The following is a 24,031-nucleotide window of genomic DNA, read 5'->3' on the forward strand; positions in this document are numbered from 1 at the left end:
GGGCAGGGCGGCGCTGGACTTGCCCCGGCAGCCATGCTGCAAGCGCGGCCCGCCCGGACCCCTTCCTGGACCCCTGCCCGGACCCGTGCCCGGATCTCCGCAAGGATGCCGCCATGCCCCGCCTGAGCCTGACCGAAGCCGAAACCCTGGCCGATGCCGCGCTGCGCGGGGCCGGTGCCAGCGCCCCGATGGCCGCGGCCACCGCCCGCGCCCTGGTGGAGGCGGAGGCGATCGGCCAGGCCGGCCATGGCCTGTCGCGCGTGCCGCAATATGCCGGCTTCCTGCGCGCCGGCCGCGCCGACGGGGCGGCCGCGCCGGTGCTGCGCGCCGCGCGCGGCGGCGCCGCGCTGGTCGATGCGCGGGACGGCCTGGCCTTCCCGGCGCTGGCGATGGCCGAGCAGGAAGCCGCAAAGCGGGCGCGCGACTCGGGCGTTGCCTGGGTCGGCATCACCAATGGCCACCATGCCGGGGCGATGGGCCTGCCGGTGCGCCGCCTGGCCGGGCAGGGGCTGGTGGCGCTGGCCTTCAGCAATTCGCCCGCCGCCATGCCGGTGGCGGGCGGGCGGCGCCCGCTGCTGGGCACCAACCCGGTGGCCGCCGCCTTCCCGCGCCGCGCCGCGCCGCCGCTGGTGATCGATCTCGCCTTGTCGCAGGTGGCGCGCGGCCGCATCGCCCAGGCGGCCAAGGCCGGCCAGCCCATCCCCGAGGGCTGGGCGCTGGACGCCGAGGGCCGCCCCACCACCGACGCCGCCGCCGCCATGGAGGGCGCCATGCTGGCCATGGGCGGGCCCAAGGGCGCGCTGCTGGCCATGGTGGTGGAACTGCTCTGCGTCGCGCTGGCCGGCGCCGCCTTCGGCTTCGAGGCGGACAGCTTCTTCCAGGAGCAGGGCAACCGCCCGCAGCTCGGCCAGGCGCTGCTGGCGATCGACCCCGGCGCCCTGGCCGGGCAGGCGATCTTTCTTGATCGCGTCGAGACATTGGTCACCACCATGCTGCAGGATGAGGGGGTGCGCCTGCCTGGCGCCCGGCGCGACGCCCTGGCGGCCGATGCGGCGGCGACGGGCATCGAGGTGCCGGAGCCGCTGCTGCAGACGCTGCGCCGCCTGGCCGGGGACTGAGCCCGGCCGGCGCGGGCCGGGAGGGAGAGCAAGTGAGCCAGAGCCGCACCGCGCCCGGAACGCCGCCCGCCCCGCTGCCGGCTTCGCCCGGGCCCGCCGCGCCCTCGCCGCTGCCGGCGGCGATGGCGGTTGCCGCCGAGGGCCGTTCCGGCGGCCCGGGCGCCGGGCTGCCGGGCGGCTCCGCCGCCGGACCGCAGCGCGCCTCCGCCACGGAAGCCCAGCGTGGCTCCGCCACGGGGATCCAGCGCGCCTCCGCCACGGGGACCCAGCGTGGCTCCGCCACGGGGCCACGCGACGGCCTGCCGGCCGGCGTGCTGCTGCCGCCCCTGGTGCTGCCCGGCGCCGGCACGCCGCGCTACGTCCTCTCCAGCGCCGCCGGGCGCTGGCTGCTGCTGGCCTGCCTGCCCTCTTCGGCCGCCGCGGCGCCGCTGGAGGCCGCCATCGGCCCGCTGCGCGCCCGCTTCGACGACCAGTTCGCCGCGCTTTTCGTGCTGACCGCCCGGCCGGAGGACCTCGCCGAGGGCCGGCTGCGCGACCAGCTGCCCGGCATCCGCATCCTGGCCGATGCCGGCGGCGCCGCCGCCGCCACGCTGGGCTTCGCGCCGGAACAGGGCGGGCTGCTGCTGCTCGACCCGATGCTGCGGGTGGTCGCCGCCGCGCCGCTCGCCCGCGCCCAGGCGCTGGTGCGGCTGCTGCGCGGCCTGCCGCCGCCGGCGCTGCATGCCGGGGTGGAACTGCCCGCCCCCGTGCTGCTGCTGCCCCGCCTGCTGGAGCCGGCGCTGTGCCGCGAGCTGATCCTGAGCCACGCCGCGCTGGGCGCCGCGCCCTCCGGCTTCATGCGCGAGGACGAGCAGGGCCGCACCGTGCTGGTGCAGGACCCCAGCCACAAGCGGCGCAGCGACGTGACGCTGCAGGACCCGGCCTTGCTGGCGCGGCTGCGCGCCCGCATCTCCGCCCGGCTGGCGCCGATGCTGCGCCAGGCCTTCCAGTTCGAGGCGACGCGCATCGAGCGCTACATCGTCGCCGCCTATGACGCCGCCGATGGCGGGCATTTCCGCGCCCATCGCGACAACACCACCGCCGGCACGGCGCATCGCCGCTTCGCCGTCAGCGTCAACCTCAATGCCGGGGAGTATGAGGGGGGCGAGCTGGTCTTCCCCGAATTCGGCCCGCGCCGCTACAGCCCGCCGGCCGGCGGCGCGGTGGTCTTCTCCTGCTCGCTGCTGCATGCGGTGACGCCGGTGACGAAGGGCTGCCGCTACGCCTTCCTGCCCTTCCTGTATGACGAGGCGGCGGCGGCTGTGCGCGAGCGCAACCGGCACCGCATCGCCCCCACCGGCGCCGCCGCCGCGCCCTAGCGCCGGCGGCGCGCGGCGCTACACCGCGCCCGCCATCGGCTTCATCGGCTGCAGCACGATCTCCGCCAGCGAGGCGGCGCCGACCTTGAAAGCCAGCTGGTATTCGGGATCATCCACCATGGCCTTGAAGGCGGTGCGGCTCGGATACTGCACCAGCAGCGAGCCATCCCAGCGCGGCGCCGGGCCGGTGGTGAGCACCGGCAGCCCGTCGCCGCCGAACAGGATCCGCGCGCCGAAGCGCGCCAGGATCGGCCGGGCCATCTGCAGATAGGTCAGGTAGGTGGCACGGCCCCCCTCGGGGGCGAAGCGCAGCAGGTTCAGCATCACGATGGGCGAATCATCGGGCTCGGCCAGGAAGGCCTCGAACGCGGCGGGGGAGAAGGCAACCATCTCGATCATTCCTTCGGACGGGGCACCGCAAGGCGGGCACGGGCCGAGGGCTAGCGGGTGGCCGTGTCAGAAACTGTCAGCATCGAACGCCAGTCGCGATCCTGCCGCCGCCACTCCGCCACCAGCGCCGGGCGCCGCCCGGGATAGCGCTCCTCCAGCACAGCCTTCACCTGCACGCGGTCGATGCGGAAATGGCGGAAGGCGGCGCGCCGCTCGCACCAGGCGGCCAGCACCCGCACATCGTCGAAATAGACGATGGCGATCGGCCAGATGACGCGCTCCGACACGGCGCCCTGGTTGTCCTCATAGCCGATGGCGACCTTGCGCTGCCGCCGGATGGCCTCCCGCAGCTGGGCCGCCTGTGGCGGGTCGCTGCGGCGGGAGAGCGAGGCCGGGCTGACCAGGGCCGGGATCTCCTCGCCGGCCCGCCCGGCACCGTCCCGCGCGGCCAGGATCTTGGCCAGGGCGCTGTCGCTGCACTGCGCCAGCGCCTGGTCCGCCCGCTGCCGCACCCAGCCCAGGCCGAGGATCAGCGCATCCAGCTCGTCCGGGGTGAAGGCGAATTGCGGCAGGAAGAACCCCTCCCGCAGGCGATAGCCCATGCCCGCCTGACCATCGACCAGCGCGCCCAGCGCGCGCAGCGTGTCGATGTCGCGGTAGATGCTGCGCGGCGAGACGCCCAGCTCCTGCGCCAGATCCAGGGCGGTGACCGGATGCCGGCGGGCGCGCAGCAGGTTGATCAGCTCGAACAGGCGATTCGTGCGCGACATGGGCGCAAGCTTTCCGGGCGATCGGCCGGGGCTGCAACCTCCGCCCCTCAAGACCAGGGGGGCTCCGCCCCCCTGGACCCCCGGCCGGGGGGATAGTATCCCCCCGGACCCCGCCTTCAGATGGGAAGTCCAGAAACCTCAGGTTTCTGGTGGGGGAAGTCTGAAGGGGGCAAGGCCCCCTTCAGCCCGCCGGAACGCTGCGCATGACATCCGAGCCCGACCGCCTCTGTGGCCCCGCCGCCGTCGCCGCCGCCTTCGCGCACCGGCCGCAGGCGGTGCTGCGCCTGTTCTACCTGGCCTCCCGCCGGGCCGAGGCCGGGCCCTTCTGCGCCCAGCTCGCCCGCGCCCGGAAACCCTATCGGGAAGTCCCGCCGGCCGAGCTCGCCAAGATCGCCGGCACCACCCACCATGGCGGCATCGTCGCCATCGCCGCGCCGCGCGCCGTGCCGGCGCTGCCCGCCAGCCCGCCGCGGGACCTGTTCGGCCCCGGCCTGCTGCCGGTGCTGGACGGCGTGGGCAACCCGCACAATCTCGGCGCCATCGCCCGCTCCGCCGCCTTCTTCGGCTGCCGCGCCCTGCTGCTCTCGGGCGATCCGCGCCAGGCGGGGCTGTCCGACTCGGCCTGGCGCACCAGCGAGGGCGGGCTGGAGGCCCTCTCCCTCTACCGCGCGCCGGATTTGCCGGCGGCGCTCGGCGCGCTGGGGCGGCACTGCCTGACGGTCGCCGCCGTGGCGCGCGGCGGGGTGGCGCCGCAGGCCCTGCCGCGCGACCGCCCTATCGCGCTCGTCATGGGCAATGAGGAACAGGGCCTGCCGCAGGCCAGCATCGCCGCCTGCGCGGCGCGGGTGACGCTGCCGGGCTCCGGCGCGGTGGAAAGCCTGAACGTCTCCGTCGCCGCCGCGGTGCTGATGCACGCGCTGGTTGTATCGCCCTGCGCGACAGGGTTGTGAAAGATAACATTCGCGCCATCACGGCTCTTGCCCTGGGGATAAGTCTCCGCCAGAACCCGCGCCGGAACCCAACCGGAGCTCCCAAAACCATGACCATCCGCCGCCGCGCCCTGCTGGGCGCCGCCGCCACCTTCCCGGCCGTCGGGCTGTTCACGCCGCATCTGGCGCGGGCCCAGGCCTTCCCCTCCCGTCCGCTGCGCCTGGTGGTGCCGTTTGCCGCCGGCGGCTCGGTCGACATGACCGGCCGCCTGATGGCCCAGGCCCTGCAGCCCGTGCTGGGCCAGACCGTGGTGGTCGACAACCGCGGCGGCGCCGGCGGCAATCTCGGCGCGGCCGAGGCGGCGCGCTCCGAGAAGGACGGGCACACCCTGCTGCTCGCCTCGGCCTCGATCCTGGCGGCCAACAAGTTCCTCTATCGCAAGTCGATGCCGATCGACCCGATCACCGACCTGGCGCCGGTCACCCGCGTGACCACCGGCACGGTGTTCATGACGGTCAACGCCAACAGCCCCTACCGCACCTTCCAGGACGTCATCGCGGCGGCCAAGAAGGATCCGGGCAAGCTGACCATGGGCTCCTCGGGCACCGGCACGATCAGCCACCTGACGCTGGCCAAGGTCAACAAGGAGACCGGCGCCGACATCACCCATGTGCCGTATCGCGGCGGCGCCCCGGCCCTGCAGGACCTGCTGGCCGGCAATATCGACATGATGTTCGACGTCATCCCGCTGTCCATGGCGCATGTGCGTGAGGGCCGCATCCGCGTGCTCGCCGCCGCCAGCGCCGAGCGCGTGACCTATTCGCCGGAGCTGAAGGACGTGCCGGCGATGAAGGAGCTGCTGCCCGGCTCCAACATCGACATGCAGTCCTGGTACGGCGTGAACGTGCCGGCCGGCGTGCCGGCCGACCGCATCGCCGCGCTGCACCGCGCCATCGTCAGCGTCGTCGACACGGCCGAGTTCCGCGAGAAGATGGAGCCGAACGGCTTCACCACCGTGGTCGACGCCACCCCGGCCGCCTATGGCGAGTATCTGCGCAGCCAGGAAGCCGTCTGGAAGGGCCTGGTCGAGGAATCCGGCGCCAGCCTGGACTGATCGGCCCGGCATGACCGGCGGCGGCCCTGGCCGCCGCCGCGGGAGACCGGCGGGGCCGGGGGCGCGAGCCTCCGGCCCCGCCCTGCATTGGGCGCCCTGCATCCAGGGGCGGCCGCCAGGGCAGGCCCGCCGCTGCGCGCGGCCTGGCCGCCCGCCTTTCCGCGCGGCCTGGCCGCCCGCCTTTCCGCGCGGCTTGGCCGCCCGCCTTTCCGCGCGGCTTGGCCGCGACATTGCCTCGACGCAACGCCCGCGCCAGGGCAGGCTGGGCCGGTCCTGGCGGAGAAGCCCCATGTCCCGAACCCCCACCCTGCCTCGCCGCCGCCTGGCCGCGCTGGCGGCCCTGCCGCTGTTGCCGGCCGCCGCCGCCGCCCAGACGCCCCCGCCGCCCGCCCCCGGCGGCGAGGCGCGGCCGCTGCGGCTGGTGGTGCCCTTCCCGCCGGGCGGCGCGCTGGACCTGCTGGCGCGGCTGCTGGCCGAGCGGCTGGGCCCGGCGCTGGGCCGCACCGTGGTGGTGGACAACCGCGCCGGCGCCGGCGGCATGCTGGGCGCCGATGCGGTGGCCAAGGCGGCGCCGGATGGCGCGACGATCGGGCTGCTCGGCCTGACCACCTGGACCGCCATGCCTTTCATGTTCAACCGCCTGCCCTTCGACGCGACGAAGGATTTCACCCCGCTCAGCCTGATCTCCGCCGGCTCCCTGCTCTGCGTCGTCAATGCCGAGACCGCCGAGCGGCGCGGCTGGAGCGATTTCCGCGCGCTCATCGCCTGGGCCAAGGCCAATCCGGACAAGGTGACGATGGGCAGCTCGGGCACCGGCACCTCCTCGCATCTCTGCCTGGCGGCGGTGAACAAGGCGACCGGGGCGGGCATCCTGCACGTGCCCTATCGCGGCGGCGGGCCGGCCATCCAGGACGTGCTCTCGGGCAATATCGACATGATGTTCGACGTGATGCCGGCGCTGATGCCGCATGTCACCTCGGGCAAGCTGAAGGCGCTGGCGGTGTCCTCGGCGCGGCCGGTCGAATCGGCGCCCGGCGTGCCGGGCATGGCGGAGTTCGCCGATCTCGGCCTCGGCCATGTCGACATCGTCACCTGGAACGCCATCGCCGCCCCGGCCGGCCTGCCCGACGCGCTGGCCGAGCGCCTGGCCCAGGCGGTGCGCCAGGCCGGCGCCGAGCCGGACTTCCGCGAGCGGCTGCGCCCGCTGGGCTATGAGGCGGTGACCAGCGCCAACCGGCGCGAGCTGGAGGATCTGATCGCCCAGCAGCGGCCGATCTGGCGCGAGCTGGTCGAGCTCTCCGGCGCCCGGCTGGACTGAGTGCCGCCGCGCAAAAAGCCGCGCCGCGCCGGGGGAAGTCATTCCCCCCGGCGCGGCTTTCGGGGCAGGCTGCGGCAACCCATGCTTGCGGAGGAAACCATGTCCCGACTCCCGGCCCCGATGCTGGCTGCGATGCTGGCCGCGCTGCTGGCCGCCGCGCCGGCGCGCGCCGCCGACCCGCAGCCCAACTGCCCCTCCGAGGCGGCGATGCAGGCCATGGCGGCCTCGCTGCTCTCCAACGCCCCGGTGCAGCCCTTCCCGGGGCGGATGACGCTGGCCGACGGGCTCTGCGCGCAGAACCGGCTGGTGCCGGCGATGCAGGCCGAGCTCGGCCGCGTGGTCGGCTGGAAGGTGGGGCTGACCAATGACGCCGCGCAGCGCCGCTTCGGCGTGCCGCATCCGCTGGCTGGCCCGATCTACGAGGCGACGGTGCGCGCCCGCTCCGGCGCCGAGCTGCCGGCGCGCTTCGCCGCCGTGCCGGTGGTCGAGGCCGATCTGATCGTGCGGGTGAAGGATGAGGGCATCGCGACGGCCGGCGAGGACCATGTCGCCATCCTGCGCCACCTCGACCAGGTGATCCCCTTCATCGAGATGCCCGACCTGGCGCTGGCCGATCTGAAGCAGATGGACGGGCCGAACCTGATGGCGATCGGCGTCGGCGCGCGGCTCGGCGTGGTGGGGGAGGCGATCCCGGTGCAGGCGGACGCCGCCTTCGCGCAGCGCCTGGGCCGCATGCAGGTGCGCTTCGCCGACGACCAGAAGGAGCTGTCCAGCGCCCCGGGCAGCGCGCTGCTCGGCCATCCGCTGAACGTCATCCCCTGGCTGGTGAAGGATCTGGCCTCGCGCGGCCTGGCGCTGCGGGCGGGCGACCTGATCTCGCTGGGCGGCTTCTCCCCGGCGCTGCCGGCCGAGGCCGGCCGCCGCTACAGCGTCACCTATACCGGCCTGCTGGAGCAGCCGGTCGAGGTCAGCGTCACGCTGCGCTGAAGGCGGGTGCAGGGAACCCCGTTCCCTGCCCAAGGGAAGGAAGGGGGGAGTTCGAGGGGGCAAAGCCCCCTCGACCGCAACGCCGGCAACGCCGCGCCCCGCCGCCGGTTGATGCCGCAGCGCGGCGCTGCGCTCTTGACCTCGGCGCCGTGCCGGCGCATCGCCTGTCTCTCGCCCCCGGCTGGAGAAGTGTCCCGCATGCTCGCGCTCCGCGTCATTCCGTGCCTCGACGTCAAGGAAGGCCGCGTCGTCAAGGGCGTGAACTTCGTCGCGCTGCGCGATGCCGGCGACCCGGTGGAGCAGGCCCGCGCCTATGACGCGGAAGGCGCGGACGAGATCACCTTCCTCGACATCGGCGCCACGCATGAGAATCGCGACACCATGTATGACGTGGTCTCGCGCACCGCGGCCGAGGTGTTCATCCCGCTGACCGTGGGCGGCGGCGTGCGCGCGGTCGAGGATGTGCGCAAGCTGCTGCTGGCCGGCGCCGACAAGGCCAGCATCAACTCCGCCGCCGTCTCCGACCCCGAGCTGGTGCGCCGCGCGGCGCAGGCCTTCGGCAGCCAGGCCATCGTCGTCGCCATCGACGCCCGCAAGGTCGCCGAGGGGCGCTGGGAGATCTTCACCCATGGCGGACGGCGCGAGACGGGCATCGACGCGCTGGGCTGGGCCGAGCGGATGGAGAGCCTCGGCGCCGGCGAGCTGCTGGTGACCTCGATGGATCGCGACGGCACCAAATCGGGCTTCGACCTCGACCTGCTGCGGGCGCTGCGGGCCCGGGTGCGGCTGCCGCTGGTGGCCTCGGGCGGGGTCGGCGCGGTCGGACATTTCGTGGAAGGGGCGGAGGCCGGCGCCACCGGGCTGCTGGCCGCCAGCGTGTTCCATTATGGCGAGATGCGCATCGGCGAGGCCAAGGCGGCGCTGGCCGAGGCCGGTTTCCCGGTGCGCCCGAATCCTGTGCGGAAGGTGGCCTGATGGCGAAGGATACGAAGAAGAAGCCGCAGAAGGCCAAGGCCGCGCCGAAGAAGGCGGCGGCCCGCGCCACGGCGGATAAGGCGGCGGTGAAGAAGGCGGCCGGCAAGGTGGCGGTGAAGGCCAAGGCCCGGGCGAAGGCGGCGCTGCCGCTGCCGCCGGAGATCCCGGCCGGCGCCCGCCCGCGCAAGGCGGCGCTGCAGGCCGAGGCGCGCCACCTGGCGCCGCTCGAGGTGCCGGTGAGCGGCGACATCGCCGTGCTGGCCCGGCTGTGGGAGACGGTGGAGGCGCGCCGCCTCTCCGGCGACACGGTGAATTCGCATTCCGCCCGGCTGATGGCGCGCGGCACGCCCAAGGTCGCCCAGAAGCTGGGCGAGGAGGCGGTGGAATGCGTCATCGAGGCGATCCAGGGCAATCACCGCGAGACGGTGATGGAGAGCGCCGACCTGCTCTACCACCTGATCGTGCTCTGGGTGGATGCCGGCATCCGCCCGGAGGAGGTGTGGTCCGAGCTGGAGCGGCGCGAGGGCATTTCCGGCATCGCCGAGAAGGCGGCCCGCCCCAAGGGCATCGTCCGCGCCGCCGAGACCACGAAGCTTCCCTAGGGCAGGCCGCCCCGAGGGGCCGATCGCCCGAACCGCGCCGCACCGCACCGGGCGCGGCGCCCATCCGCCGAAGGAGGAGAACAGCCATGCCGGTGTCCGGCCTGCCGCCCTATGACGAGGGCAACATCTTCGCCCGCATCCTGCGCGGCGAGATCCCGGCGCGGAAGGTGCTGGAGGACGAGCATGCCCTGGCCTTCCACGACATCGCGCCGCAGGCGCCGGTGCATGTGCTGGTGATCCCGAAGGGCCGCTATGTCTCGGTGGCGGATTTCTCCGCCTCCGCCGGCCCGGAGGAGGTGGCGGGCTTCTGGCGCGCCGTCGGCCAGGTGGCGCGGCAGCTCGGGCTGGACAGCCAGGGCTACCGGGTGCTGACCAATATGGGCGAGGATGCCGGGCAGGAGGTGCCGCATTTCCACGTGCACATCCTGGGCGGCCGGCGGCTCGGCCCGATGCTGGCGAAGCAGGGCTGAGCGGCGGGCGCCGGTCAGCCCTTGATCGGCGGGCCCGGCATCGCCATCCCAACCGCATGGCTGATCCGATCCAAGAGGCCGAGGCGCGCAGCGCGCTGGACGCCGCAGGTCTGCTGCCGGATGCCGAGCTGGATCTCGGCATGGTGGCGCTGCAATTCGCCCGCATCGACGCGCCGCAGGCCGATTGGCAGGCGGCCGCCGCACAGCTCTCCGGCCTGGCGCGGGAGGCGGTGGCGGCGGCCACCGCCGACCCGCAGGCCGATGCCGGGGATGCCCAGCGCCGCGCCGCGCTGCTCGGCGCGCTGCTGGCCCGGCACGGCTTCGCCGGCGACGAGGCCAGCTATGACGACCCGGCCAATGCCAATCTGATCCAGGTGCTGGAGCGGCGGCGCGGCCTGCCGGTGGCGCTCGGCATCCTCTGGCTGCACCTGGCCGAGGCGGCGGGCTGGCGCGCGCATGGGCTGGATTTCCCGGGGCATTTCCTGATCGGGCTGGAGGGCAGCCAGGGCCCGGCGGTGGTCGACCCCTTCCATGGCGGGGCGGTGCTGGCGGCGCCGGAGCTGCGCGCGCTGCTGAAGCGGCTGCAGGGGCCGCAGGCGGAGCTGCACCCCTCGATGCTGGGGGCGGTCGGCAAGCGCGAGGTGCTGCTGCGGCTGCAGAACAACCTCAAGCTGCGGCGGCTGCGCGCCGGCGCCCTGGCCGAGGCGCTGGACTGCGCCGAGGACATGCTGCGCCTGGCCCCCGCCGCCGCGCCGCTATGGCGCGAGGCGGCGCTGATGAACCAGCGGCTGGACCGGATGGGCGCGGCGCTGGAGCGGCTGGACCGCTACATCGCCCTGCTGCCGCCGGAGGGCGAGGCGGCGCTGCAGGCCCGCGCCCTGGCCATGGAATGGCGGCAGCGGCTGAACTGAACGGGCGGCCGAACCGGGGGCGGCGGCCCTCAGTTGATCTCCTCATCGGCGGTGACGCCCCAGATCTCGCTGCGCAGGATATGGCCGCGATGGTCGCCCACCTGCACCTCGCACCAGCGGCTGGCGGCCTGGCAGCGGCGGATGCGGCCGACCACGCCCGGCATCAGCCGGGCCACCACGGCGCTGCCCTCGCCCTCGCTGCGGTGCAGGCTGCGCTCCTGCCCGCGCACCAGGAAGGTGCGGCGGCCGGCCAGGGTCGACTGGTGCACCCAGCCCTCGGTGCCGTCGATGTCGCGGATGCGGCGCCACTGATTGTATTCGCGCAGGATCTCCACCGGCATGTCGCGCCGCTGATAGGTCCATTCGATCGGGAAGCGGGTGTCCGGTCCGATGCGCAGATTGACCTCGTCGCTGCGCAGCGAGACGAAGCGCGGGATCGGCAGGCCGGTGACGCTGCCCATGCTGGGCTGCTGGATCTCGGCCGGGCTCGGCGCCGGCTGGGCCGGGGGCTGGGCGGGGGCGGCGGCGGCCCCGGCGGCGGCACCCGCCGCGGCCCCGGCGGCCGCCCCCGCGGCGGCGCCGCGCGGCGGCCGGCGGGCCGGGGTGGCGGGGGCGTTCTGCACCGGCGCCTGGCGGGCCTGGCCCTGGTTCTGGGTCTGGCCCTGGGCGGGCGGGGTGGCCGGGCGCGGGCGCGGCTCGGCGCGCTGCGGCGTGGCGCCGGCGGGCGGGCGCAGCACCTGGCCGGGCTGGCTGCGCGGCACGGCGGGGGTGGCCGCCGGCGGCGTGGCCTGCGGCGCGGTGGCGCGTGGGGTGGACGGGGTCTCGCTGCGCTGGGCCGGGCGCACCGGCACGGCGCCGGGCGGCGGGCGCAGCACATTGCCCTGGGGGGCGGCCGCGCCGGAGCCTTGCTGGGCGCCGCCGGGCGGCACCGGCGGCTGCAGCGTCGGGCCACCGCCCAGGCTGGAACCGCCCAGGCTGGATTGGGCCAGCGCCGGGCCGGAGGGCAGGGCCAGCAGCGAGAGCAGCAGCGGCAGGGAAGCGAACAGCGTGAGCCGGGCCATGCGCCGATCAGGCCCGTTTTGCGCGCCCCTGGTCAAGCGCTGCTCCCGCACCGCAACACAGCCCCCCACCGCAGCATCCCCCAAGCCAGCAATCCCATGCGTCTCCGTGGGGCGGCCGCCGCGCCGCAGGCTGGGCCAGGGCAGGGGGCCGCCGGGCGCGCCGGCGCCAGCGGCCGCGCATCCTGCTTTCCGCTGTAGAGCATCCGGGGGCGGGAAGAAACGCGGCGGTCGCGGTTTATGCTCGGCAAAACATGGGGCTAGGTGGTTTTCCTCGCCCTGTGTCTTTGATGCCGCGCCGCAGAGCTAGAGCGAGAGCATCTGCCCCGCGCCGACCGCGCCCAGGAAGGTGACGACGCCGGTGATCTCGACGCCCGGGGCGAGTTCGGCGGGGTCCAGCCCCTCGGCGCGCAGCCCGGCCTCGCAGACCAGGCGGCGCACGCCGAGATCCTGGGCGGCGTCGAGCAGCGGCGCGATGCCCACGACATTGCGGCGGGCCAGCACCGCCTCGCGCTCATCCGCCAGCAGGCGGGTGCGGCGGAGGAAGAGATGGCAGCCGGCATTGGTGGCAAACAGGATGACGGGGCGGCCGATGGCGGCGGCGCCGGTGGCCAGCATCAGCGCGTAATGCGCCGGCTCATGCCCCGGCGAGCGCAGCAGGATGCCGAGCGGCGCGCTCATGCGCTGGCCCCCACGCCGCAGAGCACCGGCTCCGGCGCCACCGCGTGGCAGGCGAGGTCGCGGATGCGGGGGGCAGGGCCGCAGAGCGGGCATTCCGGGTCGCGCTTCAGGGCCACGGTGCGGAAGCGGGCATCCAGCGCGTCCCACAGCAGCAGGCGGCCGGCCATGGTCTCGCCGATGCCCAGGATCTCCTTCAGCACCTCGGTGGCCTGGAGGGTGCCCATGACGCCGGTGACGGCGCCGAGCACCCCGGCCTCGGAGCAGCTGGGCACCAGGCCGGGGGGTGGCGGCTCGGGGTGCAGGCAGCGCTGGCAGGGGAAGGGGGCGCCGAGATGCGATTTGTAGGTGGAGAGCTGGCCCTCGAAGCGCAGCACGGCGGCCGAGATCAGGGTGCGGCCGAGCAGGTGGCAGGCATCGCCGAGCAGGAAGCGGGTCGGGAAATTGTCGGTGCCGTCGCAGATGATGTCGTAGCGCGGGATCAGCTCCCGCGCCGCCGTGGCGTCGAGGCGGCGCTGATGCACCTCGACCCGCACCTCGGGGTTCAGGCGGCGGATGGTCTCGGCGGCGCTGTCGGCCTTGTTGCGGCCGAGGCGGGCGGTGTCATGCGCCACCTGCCGCTGCAGGTTGGAGAGTTCGAGGTGGTCGTCATCGATCAGCCCGATGGTGCCGATGCCGGCGGCGGCGAGGTAGAGGGCCAGCGGCGAGCCCAGCCCGCCGGCGCCCACCAGCAGCACGCGGGCGGCGCGCAGCTTCGCCTGGCCGATGGCGCCGACATCCTGGAGCAGGATGTGGCGCGAATACCGGTGCAGCTCGGAATCGGTGAAGTCGAGGTCCATCTGCGACATATGGGTGCGACGCTGCCTGACTGAAGGCGGGGTCCGGGGTGGCCCTGCCACCCCGGTGGTGGGGCTTGGGGAGGCAAAGCCTCCCCAATCTTTACGAGTGACCCGTGCTGCCGAAGCCGCCCGCGCCGCGCCCGGTCTCGGGCAGGGTGTCCACTTCCTCCCAGCCCGCGCGGATGACCGGCGCCAGCACCCCTTGCGCGATGCGCATGCCGCGCTCGACGGTGAAGGGGGCGTCGCCGGTGTTCAGCACGATGATCTGCACCTCGCCGCGGTAATCCTCGTCGATGGTGCCGGGGCTGTTGGGCAGCACGATGCCGTGCTTCAGCGCCAGGCCGGAGCGCGGCCGGATCTGCAGCTCGTGATTGGCGGGCAGGGCCATCTGCAGGCCGGTCGGCACCAGGGTGCGCTGCCCGGGGGCGATGACCAGCGGGGCGGTCACGGCGGCCAGCAGGTCGAAGCCCGCGGCGCCGTCGGTGGCGTAGCTCGGCAGGGGCAGGCCCTCGGCATGGGGCAGGCGGCGGATGGCGATCTTCATCAGGCGAAAAACTCGGCGATGCGGGTGGCGAGGCGGGCGGCGACCTCGGGCTTGGGCAGGCGGGGCCAGTCCTCCACCCCGGTGTCGGTGACGAGGTGGACGGCATTCTCCTCGCCGCCCATCACATCGCCGGAAACGTCATTGGCCAGGATCCAGTCGCAGCCCTTGCGCTGGCGCTTGGCGATGGCGTTGGGGATGACCTTCTCCGTCTCCGCCGCGAAGCCGACCACCAGGCGGGGCCGCTGCGCATGGCGGGAGAGGGTGGCGAGGATGTCCGGGTTCAGCGCCAGCGCCAGAGGCGGCGGTGCCTCGCCGGGGATTTTTTTCAGTTTCTGGGTGGCCTCGCCGGCGCTGCGCCAATCGGCCACGGCGGCGGCGCAGATGGCGGCGTCGGCGGGCAGGGCGGATTCGCAGGCGGCCAGCATCTCGCGCGCGCTCTCGATCCGCACCGTGGCCACACCGGCCGGGTCGGGCAGGGTGACGGGGCCGGAGACCAGGGTGACCCGGGCGCCGAGCGCGGCCAGCGCCGCGGCGATGGCGTGGCCCTGCTTGCCGCTGCTGCGGTTGGCGATGTAGCGGACCGGGTCGATCGGCTCATGCGTCGGGCCGCTGGTGACCAGGATGTGCCGGCCGGCGAGCGGCTTCGCGCCGGGGTCGAGCAGGGCCTGGATGGCGGCAAGGATCTCGGCCGGTTCGGCCAGGCGGCCCGGGCCGCTCTCGGCCTCGGCCATGGCGCCGTCATTCGGGCCGATGAACTGCACGCCGCGCGACGTCAGCGCCGCCATGTTGGCCCGCGTCGCGGGATGCGCCCACATGGCCCAGTTCATCGCGGGGGCCACCAGCACGGGCCGGTCGGTGGCCAGCAGCACGGTGCTGGCCAGATCATCGGCCAGGCCATGCGCCATCTTGGCCAGGAAATCCGCCGAGGCCGGCACCACCGCGACCAGATCCGCCATGCGGGCCAGGCGGATATGACCGACATCCGCCTCCCCCTGCAGCGACCAGAGGTCCTGGTGCACCGGCTCGCCGGCGATGGCCTGGAGCGCGTTCGGCGTGACGAAGCGGGCGCCGCCCGCGGTCAGCACCGGCGTCACCCGCGCCCCCGCCTTGCGCAGCAGCCGCGTCAGCTCCAGCGCCTTGTAGGCGGAGACGCTGCCGGAGACGACCAGCAGCACATGCTTCCCCGCCGGCATGGCGGGTTACAGCTTCCAGCCGGTGTGGATGGCGACGATGCCGCCCGAGAGGTTGCGGTAGCCCACCCGCTCGAACCCCGCGCCCTCGAACATGCCGGCCAGCGTCGGCTGGTCGGGGAACATGCGGATGCTCTCGGCCAGATACTGGTAGCTCTCGGCATCCTTGGCGATGCGGCCGCCGATGGCGGGCAGCGCCTTGAAGGACCAGGCGTCGTAGAGCGGCCGCAGCGCGTCGATCTCCAGGCGCGAGAATTCCAGCACATGCATGCGCCCGCCCGGGCGCAGCACGCGGAAGCCCTCGCGCAGCACCGCATCCTTGTCGGTGCAGTTGCGCAGGCCGAAGGCCATGGAGACCTTCTCGACACAGGCATCCGGCAGCGGGATGCGCTCGGCATCGCAGCAGACGAAGGACAGGCCGTCCGCCAGCCCCTTCTGCAAGGCGCGGTTCTGCCCGACATTCAGCATGGCGGCGTTGATGTCGGCCAGGATGACCCGGCCGGCGCCGCGCTTCTTGGCCAGGAAGGCGACATCGCCGGTGCCGGCGGCGAGGTCGAGCAGCGTGTCGCGCGGGCCGGCGCCGATGGCGGCGACGAAGGCGTGTTTCCAGGCCCGGTGCAGGCCCAGCGACATCAGGTCGTTCATCACGTCGTATTTCGGCGCGACGCTGTCGAAGACCTCCCGCACCATGGAGGCCTTGGCCTCGCGGGGGACTTCCTTGAAGCCGAAATCGGTGGTCTGGGTCATGCCCTACAGGATAGCGCGCCGGCGGGGTTCGGGAAGGGGGAGGGCGGCCCGGCCCCGGCCGCCAGGGGGAGGCACTGGGGAGGCGCTCCGCCCTGTTTCTGTCATGCTCGCCGGACAAGCTTGGGCAGGACCAGGAAGGGGATATCCGGGATGCGATTCGGGGCACGAGGCGCGGCGCTGGCCGCCATCGCTCTGCTGGCGGGATGCCAGCCGACGGGCCAGGGCGGCGCGGGGCCGATGGCGACCGCGGGCGTCACCCCGCCGGCGGCGGCGGTCGCGCCAGCGCCGGCCGAGACGCTGGCGCGCTTCGCCAATGCCGTGCCGAGCGGCTGGGTGGACACCGCCGCGCAGCCCTTCGCCACGATTTCCCTGGCGCAGGACACCGCCTCCTATGTCTATGCCCGGCGCGTCATCGCCGAGGGGCGGCTGCCCGGCCCCGCCGCCATCCGGCCGGAGGAATTCCTCAACGCCTTCGACTATGGCTACCCGCCGCCGGAGCCGGGGCAGGTCTTCGGCCGCTTCGTCGCCATCTATCCCTCGCCCTGGGCGCCGGGGCGGCAGATCGTGCAGATCGGCCTGCGCAGCCCGGACGCCCCGCCGCGGCGCGAGCGGCCGCGGCTGAACCTGGTCTTCCTGATCGACGTCTCCGGCTCGATGCAGGGGAAGGACCGGCTGGAGCTGCTGCGCGAGGGGCTGCTGCTGATGCTGCCGCAGCTCACCGCGGCGGATCGTGTCTCCCTTGTCACCTATGCCAGCGACACCAGGACGGTGCTGGACTCCGTGCCGGGCGACCGGCGGGAGGAGATCCGGCGCGCGCTGGAAGGGCTGCGGGCGGGGGGCGGCACCGCCGGCGGGGCGGGGCTGCGCGCCGCCTATGCGCTCGCCGAGCGGCAGCGCGACCCGGAGGCGGTGAACCGCGTCATCCTGGCCACCGATGGCGATTTCAACCTGGGCGCCTCCAGCCCGGCGGAGCTGCAGCGGCTGATCACCGAGCAGCGGCGCGCCGGGCTCTACCTGACCGCCATCGGCGTCGGCATGGAGAATCTGAACGACCGCACGCTGCACACCCTGGCGCGGGCCGGCAATGGCACGGCGATCCATGCCGCGACGCTCGAGGATCTGCGGCGCGGGCTGGTGGAGGACCTGTCCGGCAACATCCTGCCGGCCGCCGATGACGTGAAGCTGCAGGTGGAGTTCAACCCGGCCCGTGTCTCCTATTACCGGCTGATCGGCTTCGAGACCCGGCAATTGCGCCGCGAGGATCTGCGCAACGACCGGGCGGATGCCGGGGAGGTCGGCACCGGCCGCAGCATCACCGCGCTGTTCGAGATCGCCGAGACCGGCAGCCGGGCGGAGCCGGTGCCGTCCCGCCGCTACGGCCCCGGCGCCGCGGCGGCGGCGGCGGCGCGGGCGGCGGGCGGGCTGGATGCGGAGCTCGGCTTCCTGCGCGTGGCCTATAAGCGGCCGGGGCAGGCGCGCGCCGAGGAATTCGACCGGCCGATCACCTTCGCGGACCGGGTGGACAGGCTGGAGGCGGCGCCGGAGGCCGCGCGGCTGGCCGCCGCCATCGCCGGCTTCGCCGAGCGGCTGCGGCGTTCGGAGCAGATCGGCAGCTGGAGCTTCGCGGATTCCCTGGCCCTGGCGGAGGGCGCGCGCGGCGCCGACCGCGATGGCCGCCGGGCGGAGCTGATCGCCACGCTGAAGATGGCCGCGGCCCTCGAGGCGGCGGGCCGCTGAGGCGCGGCAGCGGGGCGCGGGCCCGCCGCCCGCGCCGCGTCGCGGCAGGGCCGCGCCGGCCGCATCGGCGGCACAGCCCCGTCGCGTGACGGGCCGGCGGCGGCAAGCGGGCGGCGGAGCGGCTGAAAGCCCTGCCACCGCCCCGCCCTCACCGCCCCGGCAGGCGGTGCCGGGCCTACTCGGCCTGGGTCTCGACCTGTTCCAGCTCGCCCACTGTCACGGTGCCGCCGGAGGAGCTGCTCCCGCCACCAAAGCCGCCGAAGCCGCCAAAGCCGCCGCTCACGAAGCCGCCGCCGAAGCTGCCGCCATCGACGAAGACGCCGCCGCCCTCGCCGCCACCGCCGCCGCCGCCGTCATTGTCCGGCTCGACGGTCTCGATCGGGCCGACAGTGACGGTGCCGACCGGCTCGGCCGGCGGCGCCTCCGCCTGGGCCGCTTCGGTCTGCGCGGCGTCGAAGCCGGCGGCGGTGCCCAGCATCCAGTAGCCGACCTGCTCGCCGGGCGGCATCAGCGGGTCGAAGGCGTTCTGGCGGTAATGGCCGACCACGGTGTCGCGGAAGGCCTCGAAGTCGAAAAGCGGTTCCGCGGGCCCGTAATCGGGCTGCGGCAGGGCCGGGGAGCCGAAGCCTTCCGCGTTCCAGACCGTGATCTCGGCGGGGCCATCTTCGAGAAGCATGTTTCCTCCTGCGCTCGGGTTGAGGAAACCAATAAGACCATCTCGCAGTGCGGCTTGAAGAAGGGCACGATCACGGCCCTGTTGGCGCAAGCATCTGTGACCGATATTCGCGGCCCTGCTGGCGCTTGTATCGGATGGATTGTGCGGTGCCCACGCCTGACCCGATCGTTACTTCACGGATGGTGGATCAGGCGCGGCGGCGCAGCACCTCGGTCAGCCGCAGCGCGCCCAGCGCCTGGGTCATGCCGAAATAGGCGACCAGCCCCACCACCACGAGCAGGCCCAGCTCCAGCCAGCGCCAGATCCCGGTGGTGGGCGGCATGACCGAGGCCAGCGCCGCCACCAGCGCCGCCATCACCGCCGAGGCCAGCAGCAGCCGCCACAGATTGCGGCGCAGCCGGCGGTCGGCCAGCCATTGCCCGCGCCGCGCCAGGATGGTGCAGAGCAGCGCGGTGTTGACCCAGGCGGCGATCGAGGTGGCGAGCGCGATGCCGACATGCGCCAGCACATGCATCAGCGTCAGGCTGGTGGAGAGGTTCACCACCACCACCAGGATGCCGATCTTCACCGGCGTCGCCGTGTCGCCGCGGGCGAAGAAGCCGGGGGCGAAGGCCTTCACCAGCACGAAGGCCGGCAGGCCGGCGGCATAGGCCATCAGCGCCGCGGCGGTGGCGTGCGCGGCCTCCGTCGTCATGGCGCCGCGCTGGAACAGGGCCAGCACGATGGGCTCGGCCAGCACCACCAGCGCGGCGGCGGCCGGCAGGGTGAGGGCCAGCGACATCTCGACCGCCCGGTTCATGCTGCGATGCGCGGCGAGCTTGCGCCCGGCGCGCAGCTGGCGCGACAGCAGCGGCAGCAGCGCCGTGCCGACGGCGGCGCCGACCACGCCGAGCGGCAGCTGCGCCACGCGGTCGGCATAGTTCAGCATGGCGACCGCGCCGGCCGGCAGCAGCGAGGCGATGAAGATGTCGATGGCCAGCGACAGCTGGGTGATCGAGGCGCCGAGCAGCCCGGGCAGCATGGTGCGCACCACCTGCTTCGTCTCCGGCGTGACGCGCGGCCAGGAGACCAGGCGGAAGCCGAGCCCCGCGCGGCGGCAGGCCAGCACCACCAGCGCCAGCTGCGCCACGCCGGAGGCCATGGTGCCCCAGGCCAGCGCATGCGCCGGCGTCGCCACGAAAGGGGTGAGGGCGAAGAGCGAGACGATGGCGAAGAGGTTGAACAGCAGCGGCGCGCCGGCCGCCATGGCGAAGCGGTCCACCGCGTTCAGCACGCCGCTGACCAGCGCGGTCAGGCAGATGAACAGCAGATAGGGGAAGGTGATGCGCGACAGCTCCACCACCAGCGCGAAGCGGTAGGGGTCGTCGATGAGGCCCGGCGTCAGCACCCGCATCACCTGCGGCATGAAGGCGATGCCGAGGCCCACCAGCAGCAGCAGCCACAGCGCCATCAGCGTCGACATGCGCTCGGCCAGCTCGCGGGCGCGCTTCGGCCCTTCCAGCGTCAGCATGCCGGTGAAGGCGGGCACGAAGGCGGCGTTGAAGGCCCCCTCGCCGAACAGGCGGCGGAACAGGTTGGGCAGGCGCAGCGCGATGAAGAAGGCATCCGCCAGCGGCCCGGCGCCGAGCGTCGCCGCGATCAGCATGTCGCGCAGGAAGCCGAGGATGCGGCTGGCGAAGGTCCAGCCACCGATGGTCAGGACGTTGCGGAACATGGCGTCACCGGTGGCGGGTCAGGGCAGCGGGGCAGGCGGGGCGGGCGGCGGCATGGCCGCCCGGCCGGGTCGGCGTCCCTGGCGGAACGCCGGCCACGCCCACCGGGCGTGGCCAAACCGAAAAAAGTCAGGCCTGGGCGACGGGGCCCTGGCCGTCGATGCCGCCGGCCTGCTGGCCGCGGCGGGACTGCCACAGCGCCACGAAGTCGATCGGCGTCAGCAGCACCGGCGGGAAGCCGCCATCGCGCGTCACATCGGCCAGGATGTTGCGGGCGAAGGGGAAGAGCAGGCGCGGGCACTCGACCAGCAGCAGCGGCTCCAGCAGGTTCGGCTCCACATTGACGGTGAAGATGCCGCAATAGACCAGCTCGGCGATGAAGGCGGTCTGGCTGCCGCCATTCGGGCCGGGGGCTTGGGCGTCGGCGCGGATCTGCAGCGACACCTCGAACACATTGCCGCCCTGCTGCAGCGGGCGGGCCTGCACGTCCAGCGCCAGGTCGATGCGCGGCTGCTCGCGCAGCGTCGCGAAGATCTCCGGCGCGCCCGGCACCTCGAAGGACAGGTCCTTGGTGTACTGCACGTTCAGCAGCAGCGGACCCTGCGGCGCGGCGCCGTTGGGCGGGGGAAGGTCGGCGTTGGTGTCGGACATGCGGGCCCCTGGAAATGGCGTTCCGGTATCGCCGGGCGGGGTAGCACGCCCCGACTTGCCTGTCACAGGTCCTGGCCTGTCACAGGTTGGGCGGGGGGAGGCGCCTCAATGCTTCCAGACGATCGCCTCGGGCGCCGGGCCGGTCGGGTCGCAGCGCAGCCACTGGCCATTGGTGACCGACTGCCCGGTCATCGACAGGATGAAGCCCCAATGGGAGACCACGACGGTGTGCTGCCAATCGGCCAGGGCCGACATCTCGGCGCGGAACAGCCGGGCGCGGGCTTCCACCTGGTCGGCCGGCTCCTCGACCGCCGGCCACCAGACCTCGTCGATATGGCTGAGGTCGAGCTCCGGCCAGTCCTGCGCCAGGGCGGTGCGGGGGGAGCCGATGTCGCAGGCGAAGGCGTAGCGCTCCCGCACCAAAGGCTGCACCAGCACCGGCAGGCCGAGGCGCTTGGCCAGCGGCGCCGCCGTCTGCAGCGCCCGCGTATAGGGGCTGGCGATGATGCGCCGGACCTGGTGCTCGGCCAGGATGGCCTCGGCCGCCGCCTCGGCCTGCTCATGGCCGAGCGGGGTCAGCTTCGGGTCCTTGATGCCCGGGTCGCGCCGCGTCGCGGTGAAATGCAGGTTGAATTCGCTCTGGCCGTGGCGCAGCAGGATCATCGCGGAGCTCCTTGAGGCGTTCAGCCAGTAGCAGAGGGGAAAATCCCCGCAAGACGCAGGGTTCAGGCACCATCCGGCGTTGCGGTGGGGGCACCTGTCTCCTAGATGTGCAACATGAGGAGAATGCAATGTCCGGCGGCTTCCCGGTCGATCTGATCCTGTTCGCCATGGTGGCGGCCTTCCTGGTGCTGCGCCTGCGCAGCGTGCTGGGCCGCCGCCAGGGCTATGAGCGGCCGCCGCAGGAGCGCCCGGCCCCCGGCCAGGCCCGCCCCGGCGTCCCCGTGCCGGAGGCGCCGGCCGCCCCCGTGCCGGTGCCCGGCGCCCCGCGCCTGGTGGTGCCGGACACGCGCAGCCCGGTCGGCCAGGCGCTGCAGCGCATCCGCCAGGCGGATGCCGGCTTCGACCCCTATGCCTTCCTGGGCGGGGCGGAGGGCGCCTTCCGCATGATCGTCACCGCCTTCGCGGCCGGCGACCGGGCGACGCTGCGCAATTTGCTCTCCGAGGAGACCTATGCCGGGTTCGAGCAGGCGATCACCGCCCGCGAATCGGCCGGGGAGCGCCAGCGCACCGAGATCCATGGTGTGCATGAGATGGCCATCGACGCCGCCGATCTGCGCGGCAGCGTGGCCGAGATCACGCTGCGCATCGTCTCCGACCAGGTGAACCTGACCACCGGCCCGCAGGGCGAGGAGGTCGCGGGGACCGAGGCGGTGACCGAGCTGACCGATATCTGGACCTTCCAGCGCGACCTGCGCAGCACGGACCCGACCTGGAAGCTGGTCGGCACCCAGTCCGCCTGAGCCGGATGGCATCCTGGCTGCACCGGGCCGGGGGTGGCGACACCCCTGGCCTTTTTCATGGCCGCGTCCGGGGCGGCGCGCTGCTGGCCCTGGCGCTGCTCGCCGCCTGCTCCACCGCGCCGCGCCGCCCGGCCGAGCTGCCGGGCTGGGGCGAGGACCGCCTGGCCGAGGCGCTGCCCGCCTTCATCGCCGGCTGCCGCCGCCCCGCCGCTGCCCTGCCCGAGGCGCTGTGTGCCGAGGCCGAGGCGATCCCGGCGGGCGATGATGCCGCCGCCCGCGCCTTCTTCGATGGCCGCTTCACCCCGCGCCTGGCGGGCGAGGGGCTGATGACCGGCTATTTCGAGCCCGAGCTGCGCGGCCGTCTGGAGCGCCCCGCCAATGGCCAGGGTGCCCCGCTGCGTGGCCGCCCAGAGGATCTGGTGGAGGCCGATCTCGGCCGCTTCGCCGAGACTCTGCGCGGCCGCCGCGTGGCCGGGCGGGTGCGGGACGGCCGGCTGGAGCCCTATCCCGACCGCGCCGCCATCGAGGCCGGCGAGAGCCCGGCGCCCATCCTGCTCTGGGCCGAGGATGCGGCGGACAAGTTCTTCCTGCAGATCCAGGGTTCGGGGCGGGTGGTGCTGCCGGATGGCACGGTGCGCCGCATGGGCTATGCCGCCGCCAATGGCCGCGCCTATGTGCCGATCGGCCGGTTGCTGGCCGAGCGCGGCGAGATCCCGCGCGGCCAGGTCTCCATGCAATCCATCCTGGCCTGGCTGCACGCGGCGGGGCCGGAGCGCGCCCGCGCTTTGATGGACGAGAACCCCTCCTACGTGTTTTTCCGGGAGGTGCCGGCGCGGCCCGAGCAGGGGCCGACCGGTTCGCTGGGGGTGCCGCTGACGCCGCTGCGCTCGCTGGCGGTGGATCGCGAGCATATCCCGCTTGGCCGCCCGGTCTGGATCGAGGTCGCGCATCCGGTGCAGGGGCATCGCCTGCGTCGGCTGGTGATCGCCCAGGACACGGGCGGCGCCATCAAGGGCGAGGCGCGGGCCGATCTGTTCTGGGGCTGGGGCGATACGGCGCGCGAGGCGGCGGGGCTGATGCAGGGCCGCGCCACGCTGACGGTGCTGGAGCCGGCGGCGCCCTAGAGGCCGTTTGCGAAAGCGCCGGGCCGCGTTACGGTGGCGAGATGAAAGCCTTGCTCCGCCTTGCCCTGCTCGGGGTGCTGCTCCTGGCCGCGTCGCCTGGTGTTTCCGAGCGGCGGGCCGAAGCCTGTTCCTTCAGTTTCCTGGTGTTCTTCAAGGAAAACTCAGTCGAGCTCTACTTGCCGCGGGTCGAGCTGATGATCCGGGACTTCGCCCGCTACTTCCTGGATGGCGCGATTGTGGGCTGTGGCCGTCTGGGGCCCGGTAACTGGGCTGTTGTCATCGGGAGCCATGCGGACGACCCCGGAGTACGGGACCAGTGTGCGTTGAGCCTGGCACGAGGGCATGCCGTGCGGGCACGCCTCGTCGCCCTTGGCATTCCGGAAGGTGCCCTGGCGATCGAGGCCTCTGGCAACCGCCGTCCCCTCGTGCCGGCCGCTCCAGGAACGCATGAACTGCAGAATCGGCGCGTCGAGCTTATTGTCGTTGGTGCGGACGAGATCGCCTATGGAAGCGGGCCGTATCCTCGCTGGCAAAGGTGGAGGTGGATGGGGGATGATTGCCCGCCCGCACGGTAGATCCAGGGCTGACAGCGTCACCCCGGCGCGCCTGGCCCAGGGCCATGGCCTGCAGGCACGGCTCCCCTGATGGCGGGTGCAGGGGACCCTGTCC

The 24,031-nt window shown here is 73.7% G+C and carries 26 protein-coding genes; 14 read left to right on the top strand and 12 right to left on the bottom strand.

The features are described from left to right. Positions 1–113 precede the first annotated feature (113 nt). Together QE401_RS18600 and QE401_RS18605 are read left to right on the top strand one after the other, a co-directional pair. On the top strand, positions 114–1,118 hold the full coding sequence (locus QE401_RS18600) for an Ldh family oxidoreductase (protein WP_307139620.1): 1,005 nt from the start codon (positions 114–116) through the stop codon (positions 1,116–1,118). Positions 1,119–1,150: 32 nt separating this feature from the next. Continuing rightward, on the top strand, positions 1,151–2,476 hold the full coding sequence (locus QE401_RS18605) for a 2OG-Fe(II) oxygenase (protein ID WP_307139621.1): 1,326 nt from the start codon (positions 1,151–1,153) through the stop codon (positions 2,474–2,476). 18 nt (positions 2,477–2,494) lie between these two features. Here QE401_RS18605 and QE401_RS18610 read toward each other — a convergent pair whose 3' ends face one another. After that, on the bottom strand, positions 2,495–2,866 hold the full coding sequence (locus QE401_RS18610; protein ID WP_307139622.1) for a DUF1330 domain-containing protein: 372 nt from the start codon (positions 2,864–2,866) through the stop codon (positions 2,495–2,497). A 50-nt stretch (positions 2,867–2,916) separates the two neighbouring features. Continuing rightward, the gene (locus tag QE401_RS18615) at positions 2,917–3,636 is read right to left on the bottom strand and encodes a helix-turn-helix transcriptional regulator (protein ID WP_307139623.1); all 720 of its coding nucleotides are present in this window, start codon (positions 3,634–3,636) and stop codon (positions 2,917–2,919) included. Positions 3,637–3,839: 203 nt separating this feature from the next. Here QE401_RS18615 and QE401_RS18620 point away from each other — a divergent pair, with 203 nt between their 5' ends. The 8 genes from QE401_RS18620 (at position 3,840) to QE401_RS18655 (ending at position 10,943) form a co-directional block, all read left to right on the top strand. After that, complete coding sequence (locus tag QE401_RS18620; RefSeq protein ID WP_307139624.1) at positions 3,840–4,586, top strand: TrmH family RNA methyltransferase; 747 nt, start codon at positions 3,840–3,842, stop codon at positions 4,584–4,586. An 89-nt stretch (positions 4,587–4,675) separates the two neighbouring features. Next, complete coding sequence (locus QE401_RS18625) at positions 4,676–5,680, top strand: Bug family tripartite tricarboxylate transporter substrate binding protein (RefSeq protein WP_307139625.1); 1,005 nt, start codon at positions 4,676–4,678, stop codon at positions 5,678–5,680. 289 nt (positions 5,681–5,969) lie between these two features. Beyond that, entirely contained in the window at positions 5,970–6,998 is a 1,029-nt protein-coding gene (locus tag QE401_RS18630; protein WP_307139626.1) for a Bug family tripartite tricarboxylate transporter substrate binding protein, read from the top strand. A gap of 99 nt (positions 6,999–7,097) precedes the next feature. After that, entirely contained in the window at positions 7,098–7,985 is an 888-nt protein-coding gene (locus QE401_RS18635; RefSeq protein ID WP_307139627.1) for a 2-keto-4-pentenoate hydratase, read from the top strand. A gap of 198 nt (positions 7,986–8,183) precedes the next feature. Continuing rightward, a complete protein-coding gene (gene hisF / locus QE401_RS18640) occupies positions 8,184–8,960 on the top strand; it encodes an imidazole glycerol phosphate synthase subunit HisF (RefSeq protein ID WP_307139628.1) in 777 nt (258 codons plus the stop codon). Then, a complete protein-coding gene (locus QE401_RS18645) occupies positions 8,960–9,562 on the top strand; it encodes a phosphoribosyl-ATP diphosphatase (protein ID WP_307139629.1) in 603 nt (200 codons plus the stop codon). Before hisF ends, QE401_RS18645 begins: the two co-directional genes overlap by 1 nt. Positions 9,563–9,648: 86 nt before the next feature. Further along, positions 9,649–10,032, top strand: a complete 384-nt coding sequence (locus tag QE401_RS18650; RefSeq protein WP_307139630.1) for a histidine triad nucleotide-binding protein — start codon at positions 9,649–9,651, stop codon at positions 10,030–10,032. Positions 10,033–10,088: 56 nt separating this feature from the next. After that, positions 10,089–10,943 carry a SirB1 family protein gene (locus QE401_RS18655; protein WP_307139631.1) on the top strand — a complete coding sequence of 285 codons (855 nt, stop codon included), beginning with the start codon at positions 10,089–10,091 and terminating at the stop codon, positions 10,941–10,943. Positions 10,944–10,972: 29 nt separating this feature from the next. Here the strand turns inward: QE401_RS18655 and QE401_RS18660 are convergent, their stop codons facing one another. The 6 genes from QE401_RS18660 to QE401_RS18685 all read right to left on the bottom strand — a co-directional run bounded on the left by QE401_RS18660 (position 10,973) and on the right by QE401_RS18685 (position 15,999). Next, positions 10,973–12,004, bottom strand: coding sequence for an SH3 domain-containing protein (locus QE401_RS18660; RefSeq protein ID WP_307139632.1), 1,032 nt, complete (start codon positions 12,002–12,004; stop codon positions 10,973–10,975). 303 nt (positions 12,005–12,307) lie between these two features. Further along, entirely contained in the window at positions 12,308–12,682 is a 375-nt protein-coding gene (locus QE401_RS18665; protein WP_307139633.1) for a DsrE family protein, read from the bottom strand. Next, positions 12,679–13,518, bottom strand: a complete 840-nt coding sequence (locus QE401_RS18670) for a molybdopterin-synthase adenylyltransferase MoeB (RefSeq protein WP_475638107.1) — start codon at positions 13,516–13,518, stop codon at positions 12,679–12,681. The genes QE401_RS18665 and QE401_RS18670 overlap by 4 nt, the downstream gene beginning before the upstream one ends. Positions 13,519–13,618: 100 nt before the next feature. Then, the gene (dut, locus tag QE401_RS18675; protein ID WP_307139635.1) at positions 13,619–14,062 is read right to left on the bottom strand and encodes a dUTP diphosphatase; all 444 of its coding nucleotides are present in this window, start codon (positions 14,060–14,062) and stop codon (positions 13,619–13,621) included. Next, complete coding sequence (coaBC, locus tag QE401_RS18680) at positions 14,062–15,255, bottom strand: bifunctional phosphopantothenoylcysteine decarboxylase/phosphopantothenate--cysteine ligase CoaBC (protein ID WP_307139636.1); 1,194 nt, start codon at positions 15,253–15,255, stop codon at positions 14,062–14,064. Before coaBC ends, dut begins: the two co-directional genes overlap by 1 nt. 6 nt (positions 15,256–15,261) lie before the next feature. Beyond that, a complete protein-coding gene (locus QE401_RS18685) occupies positions 15,262–15,999 on the bottom strand; it encodes a class I SAM-dependent methyltransferase (protein WP_373461461.1) in 738 nt (245 codons plus the stop codon). A 150-nt stretch (positions 16,000–16,149) separates the two neighbouring features. Between QE401_RS18685 and QE401_RS18690 the strand changes: the two genes are divergently transcribed. Next, positions 16,150–17,736, top strand: a complete 1,587-nt coding sequence (locus QE401_RS18690) for a vWA domain-containing protein (RefSeq protein ID WP_307139637.1) — start codon at positions 16,150–16,152, stop codon at positions 17,734–17,736. Positions 17,737–17,911: 175 nt separating this feature from the next. Here the strand turns inward: QE401_RS18690 and QE401_RS18695 are convergent, their stop codons facing one another. The 4 genes from QE401_RS18695 to QE401_RS18710 all read right to left on the bottom strand — a co-directional run bounded on the left by QE401_RS18695 (position 17,912) and on the right by QE401_RS18710 (position 21,438). Further along, a complete protein-coding gene (locus tag QE401_RS18695; protein ID WP_307139638.1) occupies positions 17,912–18,412 on the bottom strand; it encodes a hypothetical protein in 501 nt (166 codons plus the stop codon). A gap of 187 nt (positions 18,413–18,599) precedes the next feature. Then, the gene (murJ, locus tag QE401_RS18700) at positions 18,600–20,126 is read right to left on the bottom strand and encodes a murein biosynthesis integral membrane protein MurJ (RefSeq protein ID WP_307139639.1); all 1,527 of its coding nucleotides are present in this window, start codon (positions 20,124–20,126) and stop codon (positions 18,600–18,602) included. A 127-nt stretch (positions 20,127–20,253) separates the two neighbouring features. Beyond that, positions 20,254–20,775 carry a protein-export chaperone SecB gene (gene secB / locus QE401_RS18705; RefSeq protein WP_307139640.1) on the bottom strand — a complete coding sequence of 174 codons (522 nt, stop codon included), beginning with the start codon at positions 20,773–20,775 and terminating at the stop codon, positions 20,254–20,256. A 105-nt stretch (positions 20,776–20,880) separates the two neighbouring features. Continuing rightward, the gene (locus tag QE401_RS18710; protein WP_307139641.1) at positions 20,881–21,438 is read right to left on the bottom strand and encodes a histidine phosphatase family protein; all 558 of its coding nucleotides are present in this window, start codon (positions 21,436–21,438) and stop codon (positions 20,881–20,883) included. Positions 21,439–21,566: 128 nt separating this feature from the next. Between QE401_RS18710 and QE401_RS18715 the strand changes: the two genes are divergently transcribed. Genes QE401_RS18715 through QE401_RS18725 form a run of 3 tightly spaced genes read left to right on the top strand, consistent with a single transcriptional unit; the run spans position 21,567 to position 23,937 of the window. After that, complete coding sequence (locus tag QE401_RS18715) at positions 21,567–22,238, top strand: Tim44/TimA family putative adaptor protein (RefSeq protein ID WP_307139642.1); 672 nt, start codon at positions 21,567–21,569, stop codon at positions 22,236–22,238. A gap of 5 nt (positions 22,239–22,243) precedes the next feature. Further along, positions 22,244–23,362: a murein transglycosylase A gene (gene mltA, locus QE401_RS18720; RefSeq protein ID WP_307139643.1), complete on the top strand. Its 1,119-nt coding sequence runs from the start codon at positions 22,244–22,246 to the stop codon at positions 23,360–23,362. Between the two features lie 41 nt (positions 23,363–23,403). After that, positions 23,404–23,937, top strand: a complete 534-nt coding sequence (locus QE401_RS18725; protein ID WP_307139644.1) for an OmpA family protein — start codon at positions 23,404–23,406, stop codon at positions 23,935–23,937. The last annotated feature ends 94 nt before the right edge of the window (positions 23,938–24,031 follow it).

This window comes from Pseudoroseomonas cervicalis (assembly GCF_030818485.1).
Lineage (GTDB): Bacteria > Pseudomonadota > Alphaproteobacteria > Acetobacterales > Acetobacteraceae > Pseudoroseomonas > Pseudoroseomonas cervicalis_A.

Coding starts and splice junctions, on each gene's coding strand:
- QE401_RS18600 (WP_307139620.1), top strand. CDS start 114: ATGCCCCGCCTGAGCCTGACCGAAGCCGAAACCCTGGCCGATGCCGCG.
- QE401_RS18610 (WP_307139622.1), bottom strand. CDS start 2,866: ATGGTTGCCTTCTCCCCCGCCGCGTTCGAGGCCTTCCTGGCCGAGCCC.
- QE401_RS18615 (WP_307139623.1), bottom strand. CDS start 3,636: ATGTCGCGCACGAATCGCCTGTTCGAGCTGATCAACCTGCTGCGCGCC.
- QE401_RS18620 (WP_307139624.1), top strand. CDS start 3,840: ATGACATCCGAGCCCGACCGCCTCTGTGGCCCCGCCGCCGTCGCCGCC.
- QE401_RS18625 (WP_307139625.1), top strand. CDS start 4,676: ATGACCATCCGCCGCCGCGCCCTGCTGGGCGCCGCCGCCACCTTCCCG.
- QE401_RS18630 (WP_307139626.1), top strand. CDS start 5,970: ATGTCCCGAACCCCCACCCTGCCTCGCCGCCGCCTGGCCGCGCTGGCG.
- QE401_RS18635 (WP_307139627.1), top strand. CDS start 7,098: ATGTCCCGACTCCCGGCCCCGATGCTGGCTGCGATGCTGGCCGCGCTG.
- hisF (WP_307139628.1), top strand. CDS start 8,184: ATGCTCGCGCTCCGCGTCATTCCGTGCCTCGACGTCAAGGAAGGCCGC.
- QE401_RS18645 (WP_307139629.1), top strand. CDS start 8,960: ATGGCGAAGGATACGAAGAAGAAGCCGCAGAAGGCCAAGGCCGCGCCG.
- QE401_RS18650 (WP_307139630.1), top strand. CDS start 9,649: ATGCCGGTGTCCGGCCTGCCGCCCTATGACGAGGGCAACATCTTCGCC.
- QE401_RS18655 (WP_307139631.1), top strand. CDS start 10,089: ATGGCTGATCCGATCCAAGAGGCCGAGGCGCGCAGCGCGCTGGACGCC.
- QE401_RS18660 (WP_307139632.1), bottom strand. CDS start 12,004: ATGGCCCGGCTCACGCTGTTCGCTTCCCTGCCGCTGCTGCTCTCGCTG.
- QE401_RS18665 (WP_307139633.1), bottom strand. CDS start 12,682: ATGAGCGCGCCGCTCGGCATCCTGCTGCGCTCGCCGGGGCATGAGCCG.
- QE401_RS18670 (WP_475638107.1), bottom strand. CDS start 13,518: ATGGACCTCGACTTCACCGATTCCGAGCTGCACCGGTATTCGCGCCAC.
- dut (WP_307139635.1), bottom strand. CDS start 14,062: ATGAAGATCGCCATCCGCCGCCTGCCCCATGCCGAGGGCCTGCCCCTG.
- coaBC (WP_307139636.1), bottom strand. CDS start 15,255: ATGCCGGCGGGGAAGCATGTGCTGCTGGTCGTCTCCGGCAGCGTCTCC.
- QE401_RS18685 (WP_373461461.1), bottom strand. CDS start 15,999: ATGACCCAGACCACCGATTTCGGCTTCAAGGAAGTCCCCCGCGAGGCC.
- QE401_RS18690 (WP_307139637.1), top strand. CDS start 16,150: ATGCGATTCGGGGCACGAGGCGCGGCGCTGGCCGCCATCGCTCTGCTG.
- QE401_RS18695 (WP_307139638.1), bottom strand. CDS start 18,412: ATGCTTCTCGAAGATGGCCCCGCCGAGATCACGGTCTGGAACGCGGAA.
- murJ (WP_307139639.1), bottom strand. CDS start 20,126: ATGTTCCGCAACGTCCTGACCATCGGTGGCTGGACCTTCGCCAGCCGC.
- secB (WP_307139640.1), bottom strand. CDS start 20,775: ATGTCCGACACCAACGCCGACCTTCCCCCGCCCAACGGCGCCGCGCCG.
- QE401_RS18710 (WP_307139641.1), bottom strand. CDS start 21,438: ATGATCCTGCTGCGCCACGGCCAGAGCGAATTCAACCTGCATTTCACC.
- QE401_RS18715 (WP_307139642.1), top strand. CDS start 21,567: ATGTCCGGCGGCTTCCCGGTCGATCTGATCCTGTTCGCCATGGTGGCG.
- mltA (WP_307139643.1), top strand. CDS start 22,244: ATGGCATCCTGGCTGCACCGGGCCGGGGGTGGCGACACCCCTGGCCTT.
- QE401_RS18725 (WP_307139644.1), top strand. CDS start 23,404: ATGAAAGCCTTGCTCCGCCTTGCCCTGCTCGGGGTGCTGCTCCTGGCC.